This is a genomic window from Streptomyces melanosporofaciens (assembly GCF_900105695.1).
Taxonomy (GTDB): domain Bacteria; phylum Actinomycetota; class Actinomycetes; order Streptomycetales; family Streptomycetaceae; genus Streptomyces; species Streptomyces antimycoticus.
Genome location: NZ_FNST01000002.1, coordinates 10,012,740 through 10,032,722 on the forward strand (window position 1 = coordinate 10,012,740; position 19,983 = coordinate 10,032,722).

The following is a 19,983-nucleotide window of genomic DNA, read 5'->3' on the forward strand; positions in this document are numbered from 1 at the left end:
GTTCCCCATGACAGACACGAGTACGGCCTCGGCCGGGTCGGTGCCGCTCGCCCCGAGGGCGTGGCCGCTGCTGGGCCACGCGCTGCCGCTGCTCCGAGATCCGCTGGCGTTCATCATGTCGCTGTCCGGATACCGGGAGATGGTCCGCGTCCGGCTCGGCCCGAGCTCCGCCGTGATGATCTGCGACCCCGACCTGACCCGGCAGGTGTTCCTCAACGACCGGACCTTCGACAAGGGCGGCCCGATCTACGACCGGATCCGCGAGGTGATCGGCGACGGCCTGTCCACCTGCGCCTACCCCCTGCACCGGCGGCAGCGTCGGCTGTGCCAGCCCTCGTTCCACCCGACCCGCCTCGCCGGCTACGGCGCGGTGTTCGCGCGCGCGGCCGCGGCCAAGGCGGGCTCCTGGCGGGACGGCGACGTCCTCGACGTCACCCAGGAGATGATGACGCTCACGACGCGGGCCACCATGGAGACGATGTTCAGCGGCGCGCTGCCCGCGGAGACCATGCAACGGTGCCTGGCCGACACCGCGGTGATCGTGAGCGCGTTCTTCCGCCGGATGATGACGCCGGCCCTGCTGCGGCGGCTGCCGACCCGGCAGAAGCGGCGCTACGACGACGCCCGCACCCGGCTGGCCGCCACCATCGCGGAGATCATCGCCGAGCGGCGGGCCGATCCGACCGACCACGCCGATCTGCTCTCCACGCTGGTCGCCGCGGTCGACGAGGAGAGCGAGGACGGCCGGCGGCAGCTGAGCGACGCCGAACTCGCCGACGAGGCCCTCACGTTCTTCCTCGGCGGCATGGAGACCACGGCCATCACCCTGGCCTGGGCGCTGCACCTGCTCGCCACGAACCCGGACGTCCAGCACCGTCTGAAGGCCGAAACCGACCGGGTCCTGGCGGGCGGGAAGCTCGACCCCGCGCATCTGCCCTCGCTCGGCCTGGCCTCCCGGGTGGTGACCGAGACGCTGCGGCTGTATCCGCCGGCCTGGATGATGACCCGTGTCGTCCGGGAGGACGCCGAACTGGGCGGCGTGCGGTTCAAGGGCGGCAGCACCATCGTGCTCAGCCCCTACCTTCTGCACCGCCGGGCCGATCTCTACGACGAGCCCGACCGGTTCGACCCGGACCGCTGGCTCGACGCCCAGCCCGACCGGGCCACCTACATCCCGTTCGGCGCCGGTGCCCGCAAGTGCATCGGGGACCAGTTCGCCCTCACCGAGGCCATCCTGGCGCTGACCGCCATCGTCGACCGCTGGGAGCTGACCCCGGTCGGCGACCAGCCGTTCCAGCCCAAGGTGGAGACCAGCCTGAGCTCACGGGGACTGCGCCTGCGGCTCACCGAGCGGCGGTCCTTTGGCGTCGGCGACGCGGAGCAGAGCGCCGCCGCACCGCTGTCCGCCTCCGTCCAGCCGTCCACCCAGCCGGGCGCCGCCGCCTGCCCGGTGAAGCACGGGAAGTGATCCCATGAGGCCTCACCTCAAGCCCCTGGTGAAGCAGTTGCTCGGCTCCCGGGAGATCAGCCTGCACGCCGCGGAGCCGGCCGACACCCTGCACGCTCCCTCACGGCCCTACCCGAACGGGTGGTTCTGCCTGGCCTTCAGCGACGAGCTGCGGGCCGGGTCCCTCACCACCCGGCGGCTCGCGGGCGCCGAGGTCGTCCTCTACCGGACGGCCAAGGGCGTGCTGCGGGCGGTCCGGCCCCAGTGCCCGCACCTCGGGGCCCATCTCGGCGTCGGCGGATCGGTCGAGGGCGAGGACATCGTCTGCCCCTTCCACCGGTTCGCGTTCGACCCGTCCGGTGCCTGTGTGCGCACGGGCTACGACCAGCCGCCGCCGAAGGCGTCGCTCACTCAGTACCCGGTGTGCGAGGCCAACGGCGCGGTCTACGTGTGGTGGCACGCCCTGGGCATGCCCCCGCAGTGGGACGTCCCGCTCTTCCCGATGGACGACCGGCAGCCGTTCAGCCACGCCACGTTCGACATCGCCGGTCACCCGCAGGACGTCATCGAGAACGCCTTCGACTGGGGCCATCTGCCGGCCCTGCACGGTCTGGAGGAGGTCGACATCGAGGGCCTGCCGGTGACGGGGGAACCGGTCAGCACGGTCACCGCGACCGCGCGCAACACGATGATGCGGGGGTTCCACCAGTCCTACACGCTCACGGTGATCGGGCTCGCCACCATCGCGGCGCGGACGGTCCTGCCCGCGGGCGCGGGAAGCCTCTATGTGATGCTCCACGCGACCCCGACCGCCCCGGGGCGGATGCAGGTCCGCTTCGGCACGAAGCTGGAGCTGAACGGACTCCCGAGGGTGCCGGACTGGCTGGGGCGCCCGGCGGTGATGCCCGTGGCCCGGCTGCTCAGCGAAGTCCTGCAACGGGTGGGCAGCGTCGACACCGGCGCGGACCTGCTGATGTGGCACCACCAGGAGCACGTCGCGCGCCCCCGGCTCGCCAAGGGCGACGGTCCGATCGGCCGGTACCGGCAGTGGGCGCAGCAGTTCTACACGGAACCCTCGGGGGATCTGGTCCCTCCGCGGCCCGAGCGCTCCGAGGTGAGCCGCTCGGAGGAGTGAGCGCAGGCGACAGGCAGGGGAGGGCGGTGTCGCCGGTCGACCTCGACCGGCGACGGCCGGACGACGAGGCCCCGGGGCGGATCGAAGGCGCTTCTACGAGCACGAGGGAGAAAAGAGCATGACCATGTCATCGGACCGTGCGGTTCCGGAGCCCCTGGGCGACCCCGGCGACATCGAGACGGAACTGCTGCACCACCTCGAACTGCGCACCGGGAAAACCTGGTCGGCCGACGCGGATGTCTTCGGCTCCGGCGGGCTGTCCTCGCTCTTCGCCATGGAGCTGGTGGTGCACCTGGAGCGGACGTACGGCATCGCCGTGCGCGGAGCGGATCTCCAGATGGACAACTTCAGGACCGCGCGGAGCATGGCCGCGCTGGTCGGCCGCCTCCGGCGGCCGGCCGTGGGCGGCTCCGGCGCGTGACGCCGTCGCCGCGGTCTACTCGTCCGAGCCGGCAGCCGACGGCGGTACCTCGACGACGAAGAACAGGAAGGTGGGTGTGGTCGAGAGGTCATGAAAGCCGTCGGGGAACAGTTCACGGGCGGCCGGATCGGGCTGCGGCTCGCTGACGACGGCAAGGCGGAAGCCGGCGGTGGTGAAGGCATCGGTCATCGCGTGCAACGGCTTGCGCCAGAACTTCATCGGGAACGACTGCCCGTTCAACGTCCAGTCGAAGGTATAGCCGGTGGTCGCGAAATAGTCGGGCCGAGGATCCTGGAACGTGTAGGCCACGAAGGGGTGGTCGACGGACGCGATCAGCCGGCCGCCGGGCCTGAGCACGCGCCGCATCTCGGCCAGCGTCGGCCCCCAGTCCTCCAGATAGTGCAGGACCAGCGACGCGACCACGTCGTCGAACTCCCTGTCGGCGAACGGCAAGGGGTCGCCCAGGTCGGCCAGGTGCAGGGCCACGTCCTCGCCCAGCCGCCGCCTGGCCAGCGCCAGCATCCCGGCGCTGGCGTCGATGCCGGTGACGACGGCACCGCGCTCGCGCAGCGCGGCGGACAGCGGCCCCGAGCCGCAGCCGGCGTCCAGCACCCGGCGACCGGCCACGTCTCCGGCGAGGGCTAACATCGCGGGCCGCGCGTAGTACGCGTTCACGAGGCTGTTCTCGGTTTCCGCCGAGTACGCCTCGGCGAAGCTGTCGTAGTCATTCGCCCGGGCCGGATCCGCGGGCTGGGCGAGAATCTCGGGCATGTCGCTCACTCGGTCCATCGCCGCAGCCTAGTGTTCACATGATCCGCCGGACAGAACGCGGGCTGCCCAGCCTCTCGAAGCACGTCCTGCCGGCCGACACATCGGCACGGCCGTCGCGCGCGTTCAGGCGTCCTCCATGGGTGGCAGCCCGGGCAACAGCTTCTCCAGCGTGATGGGGAAGTCGCGCACCCGCACCCCGGTGGCGTTGAACACCGCGTTCGCCACCGCCGCACCCGCCCCGCAGATGCCCAACTCGCCGAGGCCCTTCGCGCCGAGGACATTGGCCTTGTCGTCGTATCCGTCCAGGACGACGGCCTCGACGTCGGGGATGTCGGCGTTGACGGGCACCAGGTATTGCGCGAAGTCCCGGTTGACGAAGGCGCCGGAGCGTGGGTCGACGACGGCCTCTTCCTCGAGGGCGGCGCCGGCGCCCCAGATCATGCCGCCGATCAGCTGCGAGCGGGCCGTCTTCGGGTTGAGCAGGCGGCCCACGGAGAACACGCCTAGCATCCGCCGCAGCCGGATCTCGGCGGTGTCCGCGTCCACGCCCACTTCGGCGAAATGGGCTCCGTAGGTGTGGATCGAGTAGTTGGTGTAGTTGGGCTCATCGCCCATGAAGCGGGTCTCGCCCTCTGCCTCCACACCGCCGGGGTGGTTGCGTGCGACCAGCTCGCTCAGCGGCTCCGACTCGCCACCGATGCGGACGTCGCCGTCGGAGAACACGGCGTCCGCCGGGTCCAGGCCCCGCAGCGCGGAGCGCGTGTCGTCGTGCGCCTCGGCCAGCAGTTTCTCGCGCAGCGTCGCGCACGCCCGGTGCACCGCGGTGCTGGAGTTGGCGGCGCCCCACGAGCCACCGGATCCCCAGCTCGTGGGGTTGTCGGAACGCCCGAGCTCAATGCGCACCCGGTCGGGCGGCAGGCCGAGCCCGCCGGCCGCGACCTGAGTGAGGATGGTGTACGTGCCGGTGCCGATGTCGGTCATGTCCGTCTGGACGACGGCGGTGCCGTCCGCCTCCAACCGCACCCGCGCCGCGGCCGGCCCTTGGAGATGCACCCGGATGGCGACGGCCATCCCGTAGCCGACCAGCCACCGTCCCTCGCGCCTGCTCGCAGGAGTGGCGGGGCGGTGCTCCCAGCCGAACTGGCTCGCGCCTTCGCGCAGGCATTCGACCAGGTGCCGGTCGCTGTACGGCACGCCTCGCTCGGGGTCGAGGGTGGGTTCGTTGCGGATCCGCAGCTCGACCGGGTCCATCCCGAGCGTATCGGCCAGCTCGTCCATCGCCGACTCGACCGCCAGCAGGCCGGGCTCCTCGCCCGGCGCGCGGACGTCCGTCCCACGCGGCAGGTCGAGCGGTGTGAGCCGGTGACTGGTGAGCCGGTGGGGCGCGGCATAGAGGCTGCGACTGGTGGCGGCGGTCTGCTCGGCGTACTCCACGTCCGGGTTGGTGTGCATGGTGACGTCATGGGCGATGGCGGCCAGTTGTCCGTCGCGATCCGCGCCCAGTCGGACCCGCTGGTTGGATGTGGGGCGCATGCCGACGAGCTGGAAGACCTGCTGCCGGGTCAGCGCGACCTTGACCGGCTGGCCGAGCTCGCGAGCGGCGAGCGCGGCCAGGATCGTCTCGGAGTGGATGCCCAGCTTGGATCCGAATCCGCCGCCGACGAAGGGGGTGAAGACGTGGACCCGCGCCGGGTCGATCCGCAGGGTGTTGGCGATCGATGCCTGCGCCGCGTCGACGATCTGGGAGCTGACATAGACGATCAGGTCCTCATCACGCGGCGCCACCATGCACGCGTTCGGTTCGATGGGCAGGGAGAGCTCATACGGCGTCGTGTAGTGCTGGTCGACCTTGACCGCCGCGCCGGCGAATCCAGCATCGAAATCGCCCACCGACGTGTCCGTGGGCAGTCCGGCGTTGACCGTTTTCGGGACGTACGCCTCACCTTCGTGCTCGGCGAAGGCGAAGCGCCCCCGCCCGCCCGCGTACTCCACCTCGACGAGCTCGGCCGCCGCCCGGGCCTGCTCGAAGGTCTCGGCGACGACCAGCGCCACCGGCTCGCCGTAGTAGTGGATGTCCGGGCCGGTCAGCACCGGCTGGGCGCGCCAGTATTCGAACGGAATGGACTCATCGCGGATGCCCTGCTCGGGGCGTTGCGATGCGTCATCACCATGCGCACTCCGGGTGCGCCTTCGGCGTCCTCGGTGTCGATCTCGATGATGCGGCCCTTGCCGATCGTGGCGCCGACGATGAACCCGTAGAGCGGTTGGCCGGCCTCCCAGTGCTCGTAGGCGTAGGCGGCCCGGCCGGCGACCTTCAGCGGACCGTCGACACGCTGCATGGCTTGCCCGATCATCTCGCCTCCTCAGCCCGGCTGGGCCGCTTGCGCCAGCGTGCGGCACAGCGTGCGCTTGGCCAGCTCGATCTTGAAGTCGTTGTCACCCCGTCCGACCGCGTCGCGCAGCGCCGCCTCGGCCGCGGCGCGATAGGTGGCCATCGTGGCCGGACGGCCCGTCAGCGCGTCCTCCGCCTCGACGGACCGCCACGGCTTGTGCGCCACTCCGCCGAATGCCACGCGTGCCTCGCTGATCGTCCCCTGATCGGCCGAGACGACGGCCGCCACCGAGACCAGCGCGAACTCGTACGACGCCCGGTCGCGCACCTTGCGGTAGATCTGCCGGCCCGGCGGGGGCGAGGGCAGCGCCACGGCCGTGATCATCTCATCGGGAGCCAGCACGGTCTCGATGTTCGGGGTGTCGCCCGGCAGCCGGTAGAAGTCCGTGATGGCGACGCGGCGCACCGAGCCGTCGGCCCGGAGCAGCTCGATCTCCGCGTCGAGTGCGGCCATCGCGACGGCCATGTCCGAGGGATGGGTGGCGATGCAGGAGTCGCTGGCGCCGAGGATCGCGTGTATCCGGTTGAACCCGCCGATCGCCGCGCAACCGGATCCGGGGGTCCGCTTGTTGCAGCCCGCGGCCGTGTCGTAGAAGTAGGGACAGCGCGTGCGCTGCAGCAGATTTCCGCCGGTGGACGCCTTGTTGCGCAACTGGCCCGAGGCCCCCGATACCAACGCCTCCGACAGCACCGGATAGCGCGTGCGCACCCGGGCATCGGCGGCCACGTCCGAATTCCGCGTCTGGGCGCCGATGCGCAGCCCGCCGTCCGACAGCTCCTCGATGTCCCGCAGCGGAAGCCGGCTGATGTCCACCAGATGGCTGGGATCCTCGATGTCGAGCTTCATCAGGTCGAGCAGATTGGTGCCGCCGCTGATGAACTTCGCGCCGGTTCGCGCCACCGCCGTGACGGCGTCCTGTGCGTCCGTCGCCCGCTCGTAGGTGAAGGATCTCATCGCGAGCCTCCCTCCGCGCTGTCGCGGATGGCCGCGACGATGTTCGGATAGGCGGCGCACCGGCAGATGTTGCCGCTCATCCGCTCGCGGATCTCGTCATCGGTCAAGGTGATCCGCGGCGCGGACACGTCTGCGGTGGCGTGGCTGGGCCAGCCCGCGGCCACCTCGGCGAGCATGCCGACGGCCGAACAGATCTGGCCGGGTGTGCAGTAGCCGCATTGGAAGCCATCACGCTCGACGAAGGCCCGTTGGATGGGGCCCAGGTGGTCGGGATCGCCCAACCCCTCGATCGTCACGATCTCGTCGTCCTCGTGCATGACGGCGAGCGTCAGACAGGAGTTGACGCGCCGGCCGTTGATCAGCACCGTGCACGCACCGCACTGCCCGTGATCACACCCCTTCTTGGTCCCGCTCATGCGCAGCTGCTCGCGCAGCGCGTCGAGCAGCGAGGTCCGCGGATCCACCTCGAGCCGCCGCACCTGATCGTTGACGTTCAACGTGATCGCCGAGAGGGGGCCGGCTCGCCCTGGCTCCGCCTCCTGGCGTCCGTATCCGAAGCGCTCATCACGGCCCGCCTTCCTCACTAGGTGCAGAGGTCACCCCGGATGTGCGGCGCCACTGCCGGGCGCGACCCCGCGGGCGGCCCGTCGCCACTACCCGGGCACGCTCCCCTGTTCCCAGCGTCTCGCAAGAACGCGACCGTCGCACGGCGAGGGTTCCGTCATCGACGGCGCGGCCGCCGGCGGTTCCGTACCCCGAGGAAAGTGACAGTGTGTTGTGCGTCTGTCGCCTATCGTGGTCGCGTGGGCGGCCGTCGAGCGGAGTCGGCGAGACTCGGCTGTCTCCTGTGGCGGCTGCGGGGATACAGTCCGGCCAAGGTCCGGATGGGTACCAGGGGAGGGGCTGGTGTGTTCGAGGTCGTGACGGTGAGTGCGCTCACCGCATTCCTCACCGCGGCGGGGAACGGCGCCGCCGGGGAGATGGGCAAGCAGATGCTGCTGTCGACGGGCGCACTGGTGAGACGGACCCTGGGGCGGGAGACGCCGCTGCCGGCCACCCCGGAGGGGTGGGAGGTGCTGGCGCGGGAGATGCACGCGCGCCTCAGCGGGGATCCGCGGCGCGGTGGCGAGTGGGCCATATTGCTGCGGACCTTGCAGGACGACGACGTGGCGCTCCGCCCAGGAGCCGGACTCCCGCCTGCCACACGGGATTTCACTGACCGTCAGGCCGTCTTGCGGCGACTGAAGCGGGAGGCGACCCGCGCCGCGGCGGGGCGGCCACGCGTCGCGCTGTTATACGGGCCGCCCGGGATCGGAACCAGCGCGGTGGCTCTCCACTGGGGTGCCGAGCAGATCGCTCAGTACCCCGACGGGCAGTTCTACGTCGACCTTCGGGATGCCGCCGGGGAGAGCGGACTGGAGCCGTCTGCCGTCGTGCTGCGCCTGCTGGGGCAGATGGGCGTCGAACCCGAGGAGATTCCGCCCGCGGAGTCGGCGCGTGTGGACCTCTATCGCCGGTTGCTGGCCGGCCGCAGGGCGCTCGTGGTGATCGATCACGCGTCCTCGGCCGCGCAGGTCCGCGCCCTTGTCCCGGCCACGCCGGAGGTCTTCCTGCTGGTGGTCGCCTCCGGTCCGGCCTTCGCGCTGGAGGCGGAGCGCATCGAGGTGCCGCCCCTGAGCGACCGGGACGCGGTGAAAATGCTGCGCAAGGTGGCAGGCCCGGAGAAGGTGGCGCTGGCCAAGCCCCGGATGCCGTCCCTGCTCGGCCACTGCGCGGGCAACGCCTTCGCCCTGAAGGCCGCGGCGATGAGCCTGCTCGCCGAGGAGCCGCCGCTGCCGGAAGACGTGGCGGAGTCCACGGCGCGCCATCCGGTCCACGGCATGGTGCGCAGCGCCTGCCACCGCCTTCGGCCGGAGGCGGCACGGCTCTGCCGGCTGACCGCTCTGGGCGGCTGGCCCGCGATCGACGCCCGGCTGGCGGGGGACACCGCCGCGGTCGGCCAGGAGGAAGCCGCCGGGATGCTCGCCGAAGCGGCCGACGCCCAGCTGGTGGAGGCCCTGGGCGACGGCCGGTACCGCTTCCGGCCCGAGGTGCGTCGCGTTCTGGCGGACACCGCCGCCCTGGAACACGGGATCCCGGAGTGCTCCGCGGCGACGTCCCGGGCCCTCGACGGGCTGCTGAACCGAGCCCTGCACGCCGCGCACGCGGCGCTGCCGCAGAGCTGGCGGACCGAACCGGCACCGGCGCAGGGCACTCCGCACCGCGACGAGGCCGAGGGCATGGCGGCGCTGCTGGCCGAGACCGGAAACGTGGTCCGGGCGGTCTCCGTGGCGGAGGAGTACCAGCACATCGACACGGCGATGCGCATGGCCCGCGCGCTGTGGCCGGTGCAGCTGAAGGCCGGGTTCTGGGACGAGGTGCTGCCCGCCCTGCGGATCGCGGCCCGGTGTGCCGACCGGCATCACGCCGATTCCCGCATGGCGGGCGCGCTCCACTTCCAACTGGGCCACTGCCTGGGAGAGTTGAGGCTGTGGAACGAGGCCGACCGCGCGGTGCACACCGCCGCCGCGTGTGAACGCGCCGCGGGACACCTACGGGGGGAGGCGTCGTCCGTCGAGATGCTGGGCCTGCTGAAGCTGAACGACTGGCGGTACGACGCGGCATACGAGCGGTTCGTCGAGGCGGAGCGCCTCTACCGGCGGATCGCTCCCGGCCAGGAAGGCGCGGAGGATCTGCCACGTGCCCTCGCCCTGGCCGAACGCCACCAGGGGCGAGCCCTGCGCGGTCTGGGCCGGCTGGAGGAATCCCGCGTCCGTCTGGAGGCCGCGCGGAACTTCTTCGCCGAACGGGGAGAGGCGTACAACCAGGCCCGCGCCCTCACCGACCTCGCCGAGACGCTGCGCGACGCCGGCGACCACGCCGGGGCGCTGACGAAGATCGACGAGGCCGAGCGCCTGCTCAACCCGGAGAAGGCGACTCCGCACCTGAACCATCTCGCCCGTCTGCGGCTGAGCTGCCAAACCCCGCGCTAGCGGGCACCACCGCCACCGGGTGCACGCCGCCGGCCGTGTGCACCCGGAGCGTCGTCCCACCGGACGGCACGGTCCGGCCGCCCGCCAGCCAGGCGTGCAGCGAGGAGGCGTACGCGGCCGGGTCGGCGTCCGCCCCCGGGCCCGCCTTCAGCTGGAACACGCCGTGCTCCCGGCCGCGCACCGTACACCGGTCCGGCCCGCTCACGTAGACGGCGAGCGCACAGTGCGGATGCCGGTCCAGCACCTCCGCGCTCCACTCCTCCGGGCCACCGAGGCGGGGGTCGTCCGGCTGCCCCTCGCGTACGATCACATCGGCCAGGGCCAGGTCGCCGGGGTCCCGGGTGTCCTCGTGCACGGCGAGGTGTGTTTCGCCGACCGCGTCGTACGGGTGCCCCGTGGTGCGCTCGATCCGGACCTCGGTTCCGTGCACATGGGTACGGACGTTCAGGGGAGCCGTGCGCCGTGGGGGGTCGTACGGCGGCAGGGGCAGCGGCTCCAGCAGCGCGGGGGCCGCGGGCTCGGGGAGATCCATCAGGCCGTAGAAGAGCCGCCGCAGCAACGCCGCCGAGGCGCCCGGGGCCGAGCTGGTGAACTCCGCCGGACCGGCGAGCGGGCGGTGCCACGCCAGCAGCTCCTCCAGCTGATCCCGTGGCGGGCCATGCGGATCGAGCCGCGGCGCCTCCCGGACGAACGTGGCGAGTGGCGCCGCGGGATCCAGCCTGTCCTGTGTGGCGGACGCCAGCAGTACGGGGATGCCCAGCGCCGCGGCGTAGTAGGAGACCGCCCCGAAATCCCCCACCACGACATCCGCCGCCAGCAGGGCCTGGCGCCAGGCGTGCACGGGGTCGATCAAGGTGAGACCGTTGCGGCGGGCCCGGTCCAGCCACACCCGGATCTGCCCCGGGCCGTGCCCGTACCAGATGTTCGGATGCAACACGGCCACCAGCCGGTAATCGTCGGCCGGCAACTCGGCGGCGAGCCGTGGCAGCAGACTCGGCAGGATGTCATGGCCACCGCCGTTTCCGAAGAGACCCTCCGGATTCCAGGTGGAGTTGAGCACCACGAGCCGCTGCCCGCGCCGCACACCCAGGGCGCGCCGGAACCGCTCACGGTAGGCGCGGCCGGCCAGCAGGCGGTCGAAACACGGATCGCCCGCGAGGACGGCCGCCTCCTCGGCTTCGGGGCATACGCGCCGCAACCGCTCCAGTTGCTCCGGGTGGGACAGCACGAGGCCGTCCACGAAGGGTTCGCCGTTCGCGAGCAGCCACTCCGGTGACAGCCCGAACGTCGGCTCGTGGCCTCCGGCTTCCGTCACCAGCAGCTTCTTGGTGTATCCGACGCCATGGGACAGTACGGCTAACCTGCCGTGCAGGCGGTCGAGTCGACCGCCGAAGCTGGCGGAAACCGCCAGGTCCACCGGCGTTGCCAGCGCCTGTTCCCAGGGCAGCACGGGCAGCCCCAGCTCGGCGAACAGCTCGCGGATCCCCCTTGGAAGGCGGATGACTCCGTCGACGTGGCCAGCAGTTGCACCCGAAAGTCGTCGTGGAACAGCGGCAGCACGTCCAGCAGGCGTCCGGCAGAGGTGACGTTGTGCACCACCAGCAGGACCCGGCGAGGGGTGGCCCGGCTGGCCCAGCGACCGGAGCCTTCCCCGACCGGGACCCGAATCGCCAGGGGATCGGCTGCCCCCACTCGCCACCTCCTGCTGGTCACGCGACGTCTTCGGTATGCCGGATCACCCTAGCCAGGTGATCGAGCGCACGCTGACGCCCGGCCGCGACGTGGTCCGCCGCGGCCGTACGAGCCGGGGGAGCGCAGGTGTAAGCCGGGCGCCTCCCGGGCACCCGCGCCCGGAAAGGATCACGCCTGTCAAGACAGCGGGCCCGGTCCGCACGCCTGGCCGGGACCGCGGAACGGAAGGCCATGAGCAGCGGTTTCATGGGTCCGGGGGACTTCGGTCCAGACCCGTTCGAGGAATTCATGGCGCGATTCCTCGGCGGCGGGCCGCGCCCCGGCCTCCGCCAAATCGACATCGGCCGCCTGATGAGCGACCCCGCCCGGCAACTCGTCGCCGACGCGGCCTCCTACGCCGCCGAACACGGCAGCACCGATCTGGACACCAGGCATCTGCTGCGTGCGGCGCTGGCCACCGAGCCGACCCGGGCTCTGCTGGCGGGGGCGGGCGCCGACACCGACGCGCTGGCCGCGGAGATCGACCGGACGAGCGGCGAGGGACCGCCACGGACCCAGCTGTCCATCACCCCCGCGGTCAAGCGCGCCCTGCTGGACGCGCATGAACTGGCCCGTGCCCACGGCGACTCCTACATCGGCCCCGAGCATGTGCTCGGGGCGCTGGCCGCCAACCACGACTCCACGGCCGGCCGCATCCTCAACTCCCTCCCCTTCGGCCCCACGGCGGCCGAGGGCGGCCCACAGAGCACACCGGGCCGGCCGCCGGTCAACGGGGCCGGGCAGCAGTCCGGCCGGCGGCAGGACACGCCCACCCTCGACAAGTTCAGCCGCGACCTGACCGACCTCGCCCGCGCGGGCCGCATCGACCCGGTCATCGGCCGTGAGCAGGAGATCGAGCAGACCGTCGAGGTGCTGTCCCGCCGGGGCAAGAACAACCCCGTACTGATCGGCGACGCCGGTGTCGGCAAGACCGCCATCGTCGAAGGGCTCGCCCAGCGCGTCGCCGAGGGAGACGTCCCGGACATCCTGCTGGACCGCCGGGTGGTCGCCCTGGACATGTCCGCCGTCGTCGCCGGTACCCGCTACCGCGGCGACTTCGAGGAGCGGCTGAGCGGCATCATCGACGAGGTCCGTACACACTCCGAGGGGCTCATCGTCTTCATCGACGAGTTGCACACCGTGGTCGGCGCGGGAGCGAGCGGCACCGAGGGCGGTTCCATGGACGCGAGCAACATGCTCAAGCCGGCCCTGGCCCGTGGCGAACTCCATGTGATCGGCGCCACCACGTTGGAGGAGTACCGCCGCCACATCGAGAAGGACGCGGCGCTGGCCCGGCGCTTCCAGCCCGTCCTGGTCCCGGAGCCCTCCGCGGCCGACGCGGTGGAGATACTGCGTGGCCTGTGCGACCGCTACGAGGCCCATCACCAGGTCCGCTTCACCGATGAGGCGCTGGTCGCCGCCGTGGAGCTGTCCGACCGCTACCTCACCGAACGGTTCCTGCCCGACAAGGCCATCGACCTGATGGACCAGGCCGGCGCCCGAGTGCGCCTGCGCTCGCGTACCAAGGGAACCGACACGCGCACCCTGGAACGCGAGGTCGAGCAGCTGGCCCGGGACAAGGACCAGGCGGTGGCCGCGGAAGAGTACGAGCGGGCCACCCAACTGCGCGACCGCATCGGCGAGTTGAACCGCCGGATGGAGGCCGACCACGGCACGGAACCCGACGACGGGCAGAGCCTGGAGGTCACCGCCGAGGACATCGCCGAGGTGGTATCCCGCCAGACCGGGATTCCGGTCAGCAACCTCACCCAGGAGGAGAAGGCCCGCCTGCTCGGGCTGGAGGAACACCTATCCGAGCGGGTCATCGGGCAGGACGAGGCCGTCGGCGCCGTCGCCGAGGCGGTGCTGCGCTCCCGGGCCGGACTGGCCGACCCCGGCCGTCCCATCGGCAGTTTCCTCTTCCTCGGCCCGACCGGCGTCGGCAAGACCGAGCTCGCGCGGGCGCTGGCGGAGGCACTGTTCGGCAGCGAGGACCTGATGGTCCGGCTGGACATGAGCGAGTACCAGGAGCGGCACACCGTCAGTCGGCTGGTCGGCGCCCCACCCGGCTACGTCGGCCATGAGGAGGCCGGGCAGCTCACCGAGGCGGTGCGCCGCCGCCCCTACGCGTTGCTCCTGCTCGACGAGATCGAGAAGGCCCATCCGGACGTCTTCAACACACTGCTCCAGGTGCTCGACGACGGCCGGCTCACCGATGCCCACGGCCGTACGGTCGACTTCCGCAACACGGTCGTCGTGATGACCAGCAACCTCGGCTCCGAGGCCATCGGTGGGCGCGGTGCGCTCGGCTTCGGGACCGCGGAGTCCGAGACGGACGAGCAGGCCCGGCGCGAGCGCGTTCTGCGACCGCTGCGCGAGCACTTCCGCCCCGAGTTCCTCAATCGCATCGACGAGATGGTGGTCTTCCGGCAGCTCACGGACGAGCATCTGCGCCGGATCACCGATCTGTTGCTGGAGGAGACCCGCCGTCGGCTGGACGCCCAGGACATCGCCGTCGAGTTCGCCCCCGAGGCCGTCGACTGGATCGCGCGGCGGGGCCACGAACCCGCCTACGGTGCCCGGCCGCTGCGCCGCACCATTCAGCGTGAGGTCGACAACCGGCTGTCGCGGCTGCTGCTGGACGGCGACATCTCCTCCGGCGACCGGGCCCGGGTCGAGGTCGCGGACGGACACCTGGTGTTCCACACCACCGGCACGGCCTCGAACGCGAAGCAACCGTGACGCTCACGGTGGGCCGCGAACGCCACGCCGTGCCCGGCGCGCTTTCCGCCGTATCGTGGAGAGAGTCCACCGGGGCCACCGCCTCGTACGGGTCGTGCGGGGTGGCGGGCCCCGGGCAAGCGGCGCCCCAAAGGCGGAAAGGAGCGCATCGGTGATGGATCAGACGAACCCAGTCCCGGACCGCGAGCGCAACTCCGGACTACGGCCCAGCGTGGGCGTGCCCCCGGGGGAGACCCCACCGGCCGAGGACGGCCTCTCGGAAGCGGGCCCCCAGGAGACGTACAACCCCACGAAGGGCTGGTCGAAGGGCCCCACGATCATCATTTGGGCCTTTGTGGTGCTGTTCGCGGCCTTCTGCGTCGCGTTCGCGATCGCCGTGCTGTAGGTGACCTCGGAGGCCCGGCCCCCGCGTGCCCGGCACTCGGGGTGTCGGAGTGCCTTGTGCCAGGTGTCGCTCTCCTTCCTCTCCACCGACTCGTGGCCTCGCACCGCATGTTCACCTTTCGGAGCGGCTGGGAACACGGGGGTGGACGCGAAGGAGGCCCGTTGATGCATGACGACCACGAGGCGCCGAGGAACGAGGACGGTGAAGTGCGGTCCGGCCGTGTGGAGACCCGGGAGGAGCGGGCCGACCGCAAGTGGGCCGAGTTGCTGCAGGAGGTGAGGGTGACGCAGACGGGCGTGCAGATTCTCTTCGCCTTCCTGCTCACGGTCGCCTTCACCCCGCACTTCCAGAGCCTTGGCCAGGTGGATCGGTCCATCTATGTGGCGACCGTCCTTCTGGGGGCGGCGGCCACCGGCGCGTTGATCGCGCCGGTTTCCTTGCACCGGATCGTCACCGGACGCCGGCTGAAGCCGGAAACGGTGGACTGGGCCTCCCGCTTCACCGTGGCCGGGCTGGTGCTGCTGCTGTGCACGGTGGCCTCGGCGCTGCTGCTGATCCTGCGTGTCGTCGTGGCCGACGCCACCGCGTTCTGGCTGGCGGCCGCGGCCTTGATCTGGTTTGTGCTCTGCTGGTTCGTCCCCGCGGCCTGGCTTTTCCATCGCTCGCGCAGGGATAGCTGAGGATCGCTGAAGGGGCGCCGATACGGGCACCTGAAGGGCCGCTGACGGGCGCCTGAAGTCCGCTGTAGGGCTGCGACGCTCGGCCCGTCCGGCCCGGCGCCGCACGGTTTCCCGTCCAGGTGGCGGGGCACCCGTGGCCCATGGATCATATGCAGGCTCCCGTCCTGGAGGCCCTGGCCCGCTACCACGAGCGTGGGGCCCTCCCCTTCACCCCGCCCGGGCACAAACAGGGCAGGGGCGCCGACCCGGAGGTCGTCAAGGTCCTGGGTGAGGAGGTGTTCCGCACCGACCTCCTCGCCTTCGGGGGCCTGGACGACCGGCTGGGGTCGGGCCGCGTGCTGGAGCGTGCCGAGGAGCTGATGGCGGACGCGGTGCGCGCCGAGCACACGTTCTTCTCGACCTGCGGCAGCTCGCTCTCCGTCAAGGCGGCGATGCTGGCGGTCGCCGGCCCCCACGAGACCCTGCTGGTGGGTCGTGACGCCCATAAATCGGTGATCTCGGGCCTGGTCATGTCCGGCGTCCGGCCGGTCTGGGTGGAACCCGAATGGGACGGTGCCCGCCACATCGCCCATCCCCCGTCGGCCGCGTCATTCGAGCGGGCGTTCGATGCACATCCGGAGGCCAGGGGCGCCCTGGTGACCAGCCCCACTCCGTACGGATCCTGCGCCGATCTGGCGGCGATCGCCGAGATCTGCCATCGGCGCGGACGCCCGCTGATCGTCGACGAGGCGTGGGGAGCGCATCTGCCGTTCTGTTCCGAGCTGCCGAGCTGGGCCATGGACGCGGGTGCCGACGTCTGCGTGACCAGCATCCACAAGATGGGCAGCGGTCTGGAGCAGGGCTCGGTGTTCCATCTGCGCGGCGACCTGATCGACCCGGCCGTCCTGAAGTCCCGCGCCGATCTGCTCGGCACCACGAGTCCGTCCGTGCTCCTCTACGCGGGAATGGACGGATGGCGTCGGCAGATGGTGCTGAACGGCGAGGAACTGCTCGGCGAGGCATTGCGCCGGGCGCATGCGGTACGCGAGGAGATCGCGGCCGTCGACGGACTCCATGTGGACGGGCGGGCGGACTACGTGGGCCCCGGTCTCGCCGTTGACTTCGACCCGTTCCCGGTCGTCATCGATCTCACCGAGCTCGCGGTCAGTGGCTACCGGGCGGCCGACTGGCTCCGGGAACACCACGACATCAACGCCCACCTGGCCGACCACCGGCGGATCAGCACCCAGCTCACCCACGCCGACGACCCCTCGACGACCGGCCCGCTGCTCACCGCGCTGCGCGACCTGGTCGGCCAAGCGGCCGATCTGCGGCCCGCTCCCGAGGTGGCCGTACCCGCACCGGGCGAGTTGCGGATGGAGCAGTCCTGCCTGCCGCGGGACGCCTACTTCGGCTCCGTGGAGGACCTGCCCCTGGCCCGCGCGGCAGGCCGGGTGGCTGCCGAGATGGTCACGCCCTACCCGCCGGGCATACCGGCCGTGCTGCCCGGCGAGGTGCTGAAGCAGCCGGTCCTGGACTATCTGCGCACCGGAGTGAAGGCCGGGATGAACCTCCCCGACGCGGCCGACCCCGCGCTGAACACCATCCGCGTCCTGGTCGAAGGGACCGGAGCCGACTGACGCACCGGCGCAGGTCGGCTCGAGGCCGGGCCGACCACGACAGAGATGGCCACGACGACAGAGACAACCCACCACAACGGAGGCAGAGGGAACAGTGAGCGAAACGCGTCCGGCGAATCCGACCCGGCTGATGCCCCTGCCCACGGCGCGGGGAGAGGTGTCCGGCGCGCTCGTCGACGCCCTCGTACGGGAGCCCGGCGGCACGCCACTGCCCGTCGGCCCGTCGCTCCAACAGGCCGATCCCTACGGCGATGATCTGCAGCTCGCGCTGTACGTGTGCTACGAACTGCACTACCAGAGCTTCTCCGGTGTGGACGACACCTGGGAGTGGGACCCGGATCTGCTCCGGGTGCGGCAGGCGCTGGAGCGCCGCTTTCTGGCGGCGCTGCGCTCCGATGCCACGACCCACGACGACCCGGACACCGCCGTGGCCGAGCTGCTGGTGGAGCCGGCCGACGGAACGGGAGTGTCGCACTATCTCCGGGACGAGGGTGAGCTGTGGCAGCTGCGTGAGTACATCGCGCATCGGTCGCTGTACCAGCTCAAGGAGGCCGACCCGCATGTGTGGGTCATTCCGCGGCTGCGCGGCCAGGCCAAGGCGGCGATGGCGGCGGTGGAGTACGACGAGTTCGGGGCCGGGCACGGCGAGCGGGTGCACCAGGAGCTGTTCGCCGACCTGATGACCGACCTGGCTCTGGATCCCACGTACAACCACTATCTGGACGCCACATCGGCGCGGATGCTGGCGGTGGTCAACATGATGTCGCTGCTGGGGCTGCACAGGGCGCTGCGCGGCGCTCTGGTGGGACACTTCGCGACAGTCGAGATCACCTCCTCACCCGCGTCCGACCGGCTGGCCCAGGCGCTGCGACGGTTCGGTGCGGGTGAGGCGGCGGTGTTCTTCTACACCGAGCATGTGGAGGCCGACGCCGTCCATGAGCAGGTCGTACGCCACGGGGTGATCGACGAGCTCCTGAAGCGCGAACCGGAACTGGCCGCGGATGTGGCGTTCGGCGTCGATGCCACCGTGTTTCTGGAAGACCGCCTCGCCGAGGAGCTTATGGGTGCCTGGCGGGAGGGCCGGTCCTCACTCCGCGCCCCGCTGTGATCCCGGCTGTCCCGCTTCCTCGGACTCCGGCTCGGGCGCCGTCGCCCCGGTAGTGCGGCCAGGCAGCACGAACAGCGCCACGGCCGCGCCGACCAGGGCGGCCGCCACTGCGACGCTCATCGTGACGGACTGGGCGTCGGTGAAGGCCGAACGGGCCGCATCGGCCAGCGCCCCGTCGTCCGCGTGGTCCCGGGCGTGGGACAGCGTGGCGCCGAGCGAGGACATCGCGTCGTCGGGCAGACCGTCCGGCAGCTCGCCCCGGTAGACGGTGGCGAGCAGGCTGCCCAGCCCGGCCACGCCCACAGCGATGCCGAGTTGCTGGTGGGTGTCGTTGAGCGCGGATCCCATACCGGCCCGCTCGGGCGGCACCGCCCCCAGCGCCGTGCTGGTGGCCGAGGGCCCGGCGACACCGGATCCGACACCGGCCAGCGCCAGCCCGATGGACACCGTCGCATAGCCGCTGCCCTCGGAGAGCGAGGCCAGCACCACGAACCCGGCCGCGGTGACGGTGAATCCCGCGACGATGCAGGCCCGCGGCCCGAACCTCGCCGGGGCCCGGCCGCCCACGGTCGAGCCCGCCACGACCCCCACCGCGAGCGGCACCGCGGCCAGACCGGTCTCGAACGCGCTGTAGCCCAGCACCAGTTGCATATACTGGCTCAGCACGAAGAGGGTGCTGCCGGTGGCGATCGTCATCACCGCCACCGCGAAGCCGGCCCCGGAGAACCGCCGGTCGCGGTAGAGCCGCAGATCGACCATCGGCGTCGCGGAGCGGTGCTGTCGTATACCGAAACCGGCCAACGCCATCAGCGCCACCGCCGCCCCGGCCAGCACCGCGGGCGCGGTATACCCGTGCACCGGGGCCTCGATCAGGGCCCACACCAGGCCGGTCATGCCCGCGGTGACCAGAACGGTGCCGAGCAGATCCAGCCCCCGGCCATCGGGCGCCCGCGTCTCGGGTACCAGCCGTACGACCCCGAACAGGGCCACCGCCACCACGGGGATGTTGATCAGGAAGACCCCGGCCCAGCTCCACATGTCCACCAGGGCGCCACCGAGCGGCGGCCCCGCCGCCATGCCGACCGAGGCGACCGCGCTCCACACCGCGAAGGCCCGCGGGCGCTCAGGCTCGGGGAAGACCACGATGAGGACCGCGAGCGTCGCGGGCATCACCAGCGCCGCGCCCACCCCCATGAGCGACCGCATCGCGATCAGCCACCACACCGACGGGGCCGTCGCGGCCAGCGCCGACGCCGCCCCGAAGACCAGCAGCCCCAGGACGAGGGTGCGCCGCCTGCCGTAGCGGTCGGAGAGGACCCCCGCGGTGATGAGGAGCCCGGCGAAGACCACGACATAGGCGTCGATCACCGCCTGGAGCTGGTCCGCCGAGGCGTCGAAGGCATCGCCTATGGCGGGCACCGCGACATGCAGGACGGTGTTGTCGATCACGATCACGAGCAGGGCGGCACATAAGGCCACCAGGATCGCCCACCGCCGTGGGTGGCCCTCTTCGTCTCCCATGGTCCTCCCTCGTTCCACTTATCCAACACTGTTGGAATCTACCC

16 protein-coding genes are annotated in these 19,983 nt (G+C 71.5%); 9 read left to right on the forward strand and 7 right to left on the reverse strand.

Annotated elements, in window-relative coordinates; all coding sequences use genetic code 11:
• Nucleotides 1–7 precede the first annotated feature (7 nt).
• The 3 genes from BLV72_RS45145 to BLV72_RS45155 all read left to right on the forward strand — a co-directional run bounded on the left by BLV72_RS45145 (nt 8) and on the right by BLV72_RS45155 (nt 3,003).
• Nucleotides 8–1,468, forward strand: a complete 1,461-nt coding sequence (locus BLV72_RS45145) for a cytochrome P450 (RefSeq protein WP_093469762.1) — start codon at nt 8–10, stop codon at nt 1,466–1,468.
• 4 nt (nt 1,469–1,472) lie between these two features.
• Nucleotides 1,473–2,582 (forward strand): aromatic ring-hydroxylating oxygenase subunit alpha, encoded by a 1,110-nt coding sequence (locus BLV72_RS45150; RefSeq protein WP_093469764.1) that lies wholly within the window; start codon nt 1,473–1,475, stop codon nt 2,580–2,582.
• 118 nt (nt 2,583–2,700) lie between these two features.
• Complete coding sequence (locus BLV72_RS45155) at nt 2,701–3,003, forward strand: acyl carrier protein (protein WP_244321339.1); 303 nt, start codon at nt 2,701–2,703, stop codon at nt 3,001–3,003.
• Nucleotides 3,004–3,018: 15 nt separating this feature from the next.
• Here the strand turns inward: BLV72_RS45155 and BLV72_RS45160 are convergent, their stop codons facing one another.
• From BLV72_RS45160 to BLV72_RS45175, 5 genes are all read right to left on the reverse strand, one after another.
• Nucleotides 3,019–3,792 (reverse strand): class I SAM-dependent methyltransferase, encoded by a 774-nt coding sequence (locus BLV72_RS45160; protein ID WP_093469766.1) that lies wholly within the window; start codon nt 3,790–3,792, stop codon nt 3,019–3,021.
• Nucleotides 3,793–3,897: 105 nt separating this feature from the next.
• Nucleotides 3,898–5,865 (reverse strand): molybdopterin cofactor-binding domain-containing protein, encoded by a 1,968-nt coding sequence (locus tag BLV72_RS45165; RefSeq protein ID WP_280143047.1) that lies wholly within the window; start codon nt 5,863–5,865, stop codon nt 3,898–3,900.
• The gene (locus tag BLV72_RS50855) at nt 5,859–6,128 is read right to left on the reverse strand and encodes a hypothetical protein (protein ID WP_280143048.1); all 270 of its coding nucleotides are present in this window, start codon (nt 6,126–6,128) and stop codon (nt 5,859–5,861) included. The genes BLV72_RS45165 and BLV72_RS50855 overlap by 7 nt, the downstream gene beginning before the upstream one ends.
• A gap of 9 nt (nt 6,129–6,137) precedes the next feature.
• Complete coding sequence (locus BLV72_RS45170) at nt 6,138–7,121, reverse strand: FAD binding domain-containing protein (protein ID WP_093469768.1); 984 nt, start codon at nt 7,119–7,121, stop codon at nt 6,138–6,140.
• The gene (locus BLV72_RS45175; protein WP_342030713.1) at nt 7,118–7,618 is read right to left on the reverse strand and encodes a 2Fe-2S iron-sulfur cluster-binding protein; all 501 of its coding nucleotides are present in this window, start codon (nt 7,616–7,618) and stop codon (nt 7,118–7,120) included. Before BLV72_RS45175 ends, BLV72_RS45170 begins: the two co-directional genes overlap by 4 nt.
• A gap of 411 nt (nt 7,619–8,029) precedes the next feature.
• Between BLV72_RS45175 and BLV72_RS45180 the strand changes: the two genes are divergently transcribed.
• Complete coding sequence (locus tag BLV72_RS45180; RefSeq protein WP_093469770.1) at nt 8,030–10,153, forward strand: P-loop NTPase family protein; 2,124 nt, start codon at nt 8,030–8,032, stop codon at nt 10,151–10,153.
• On the opposite strand, the gene BLV72_RS45185 is transcribed toward BLV72_RS45180, so the two are convergent.
• A complete protein-coding gene (locus BLV72_RS45185) occupies nt 10,080–11,603 on the reverse strand; it encodes a hypothetical protein (RefSeq protein ID WP_342030714.1) in 1,524 nt (507 codons plus the stop codon). The genes BLV72_RS45180 and BLV72_RS45185 overlap by 74 nt on opposite strands.
• A 473-nt stretch (nt 11,604–12,076) precedes the next feature.
• Between BLV72_RS45185 and BLV72_RS45190 the strand changes: the two genes are divergently transcribed.
• The 5 genes from BLV72_RS45190 to BLV72_RS45210 all read left to right on the forward strand — a co-directional run bounded on the left by BLV72_RS45190 (nt 12,077) and on the right by BLV72_RS45210 (nt 18,418).
• Nucleotides 12,077–14,626: an ATP-dependent Clp protease ATP-binding subunit gene (locus BLV72_RS45190; RefSeq protein WP_093469772.1), complete on the forward strand. Its 2,550-nt coding sequence runs from the start codon at nt 12,077–12,079 to the stop codon at nt 14,624–14,626.
• 154 nt (nt 14,627–14,780) lie between these two features.
• Nucleotides 14,781–15,011, forward strand: coding sequence for a DUF6480 family protein (locus BLV72_RS45195; protein ID WP_093469774.1), 231 nt, complete (start codon nt 14,781–14,783; stop codon nt 15,009–15,011).
• Nucleotides 15,012–15,175: 164 nt separating this feature from the next.
• Nucleotides 15,176–15,691 carry a DUF6328 family protein gene (locus BLV72_RS45200; RefSeq protein WP_208905954.1) on the forward strand — a complete coding sequence of 172 codons (516 nt, stop codon included), beginning with the start codon at nt 15,176–15,178 and terminating at the stop codon, nt 15,689–15,691.
• Between the two features lie 140 nt (nt 15,692–15,831).
• Nucleotides 15,832–17,310: an aminotransferase class I/II-fold pyridoxal phosphate-dependent enzyme gene (locus BLV72_RS45205; RefSeq protein ID WP_093469776.1), complete on the forward strand. Its 1,479-nt coding sequence runs from the start codon at nt 15,832–15,834 to the stop codon at nt 17,308–17,310.
• Between the two features lie 130 nt (nt 17,311–17,440).
• A complete protein-coding gene (locus tag BLV72_RS45210) occupies nt 17,441–18,418 on the forward strand; it encodes an iron-containing redox enzyme family protein (protein WP_093470909.1) in 978 nt (325 codons plus the stop codon).
• Here BLV72_RS45210 and BLV72_RS45215 read toward each other — a convergent pair.
• Entirely contained in the window at nt 18,398–19,939 is a 1,542-nt protein-coding gene (locus tag BLV72_RS45215; RefSeq protein ID WP_093469778.1) for an MFS transporter, read from the reverse strand. The two genes, BLV72_RS45210 and BLV72_RS45215, sit on opposite strands and share 21 nt — an antisense overlap.
• Nucleotides 19,940–19,983 lie beyond the last annotated feature (44 nt).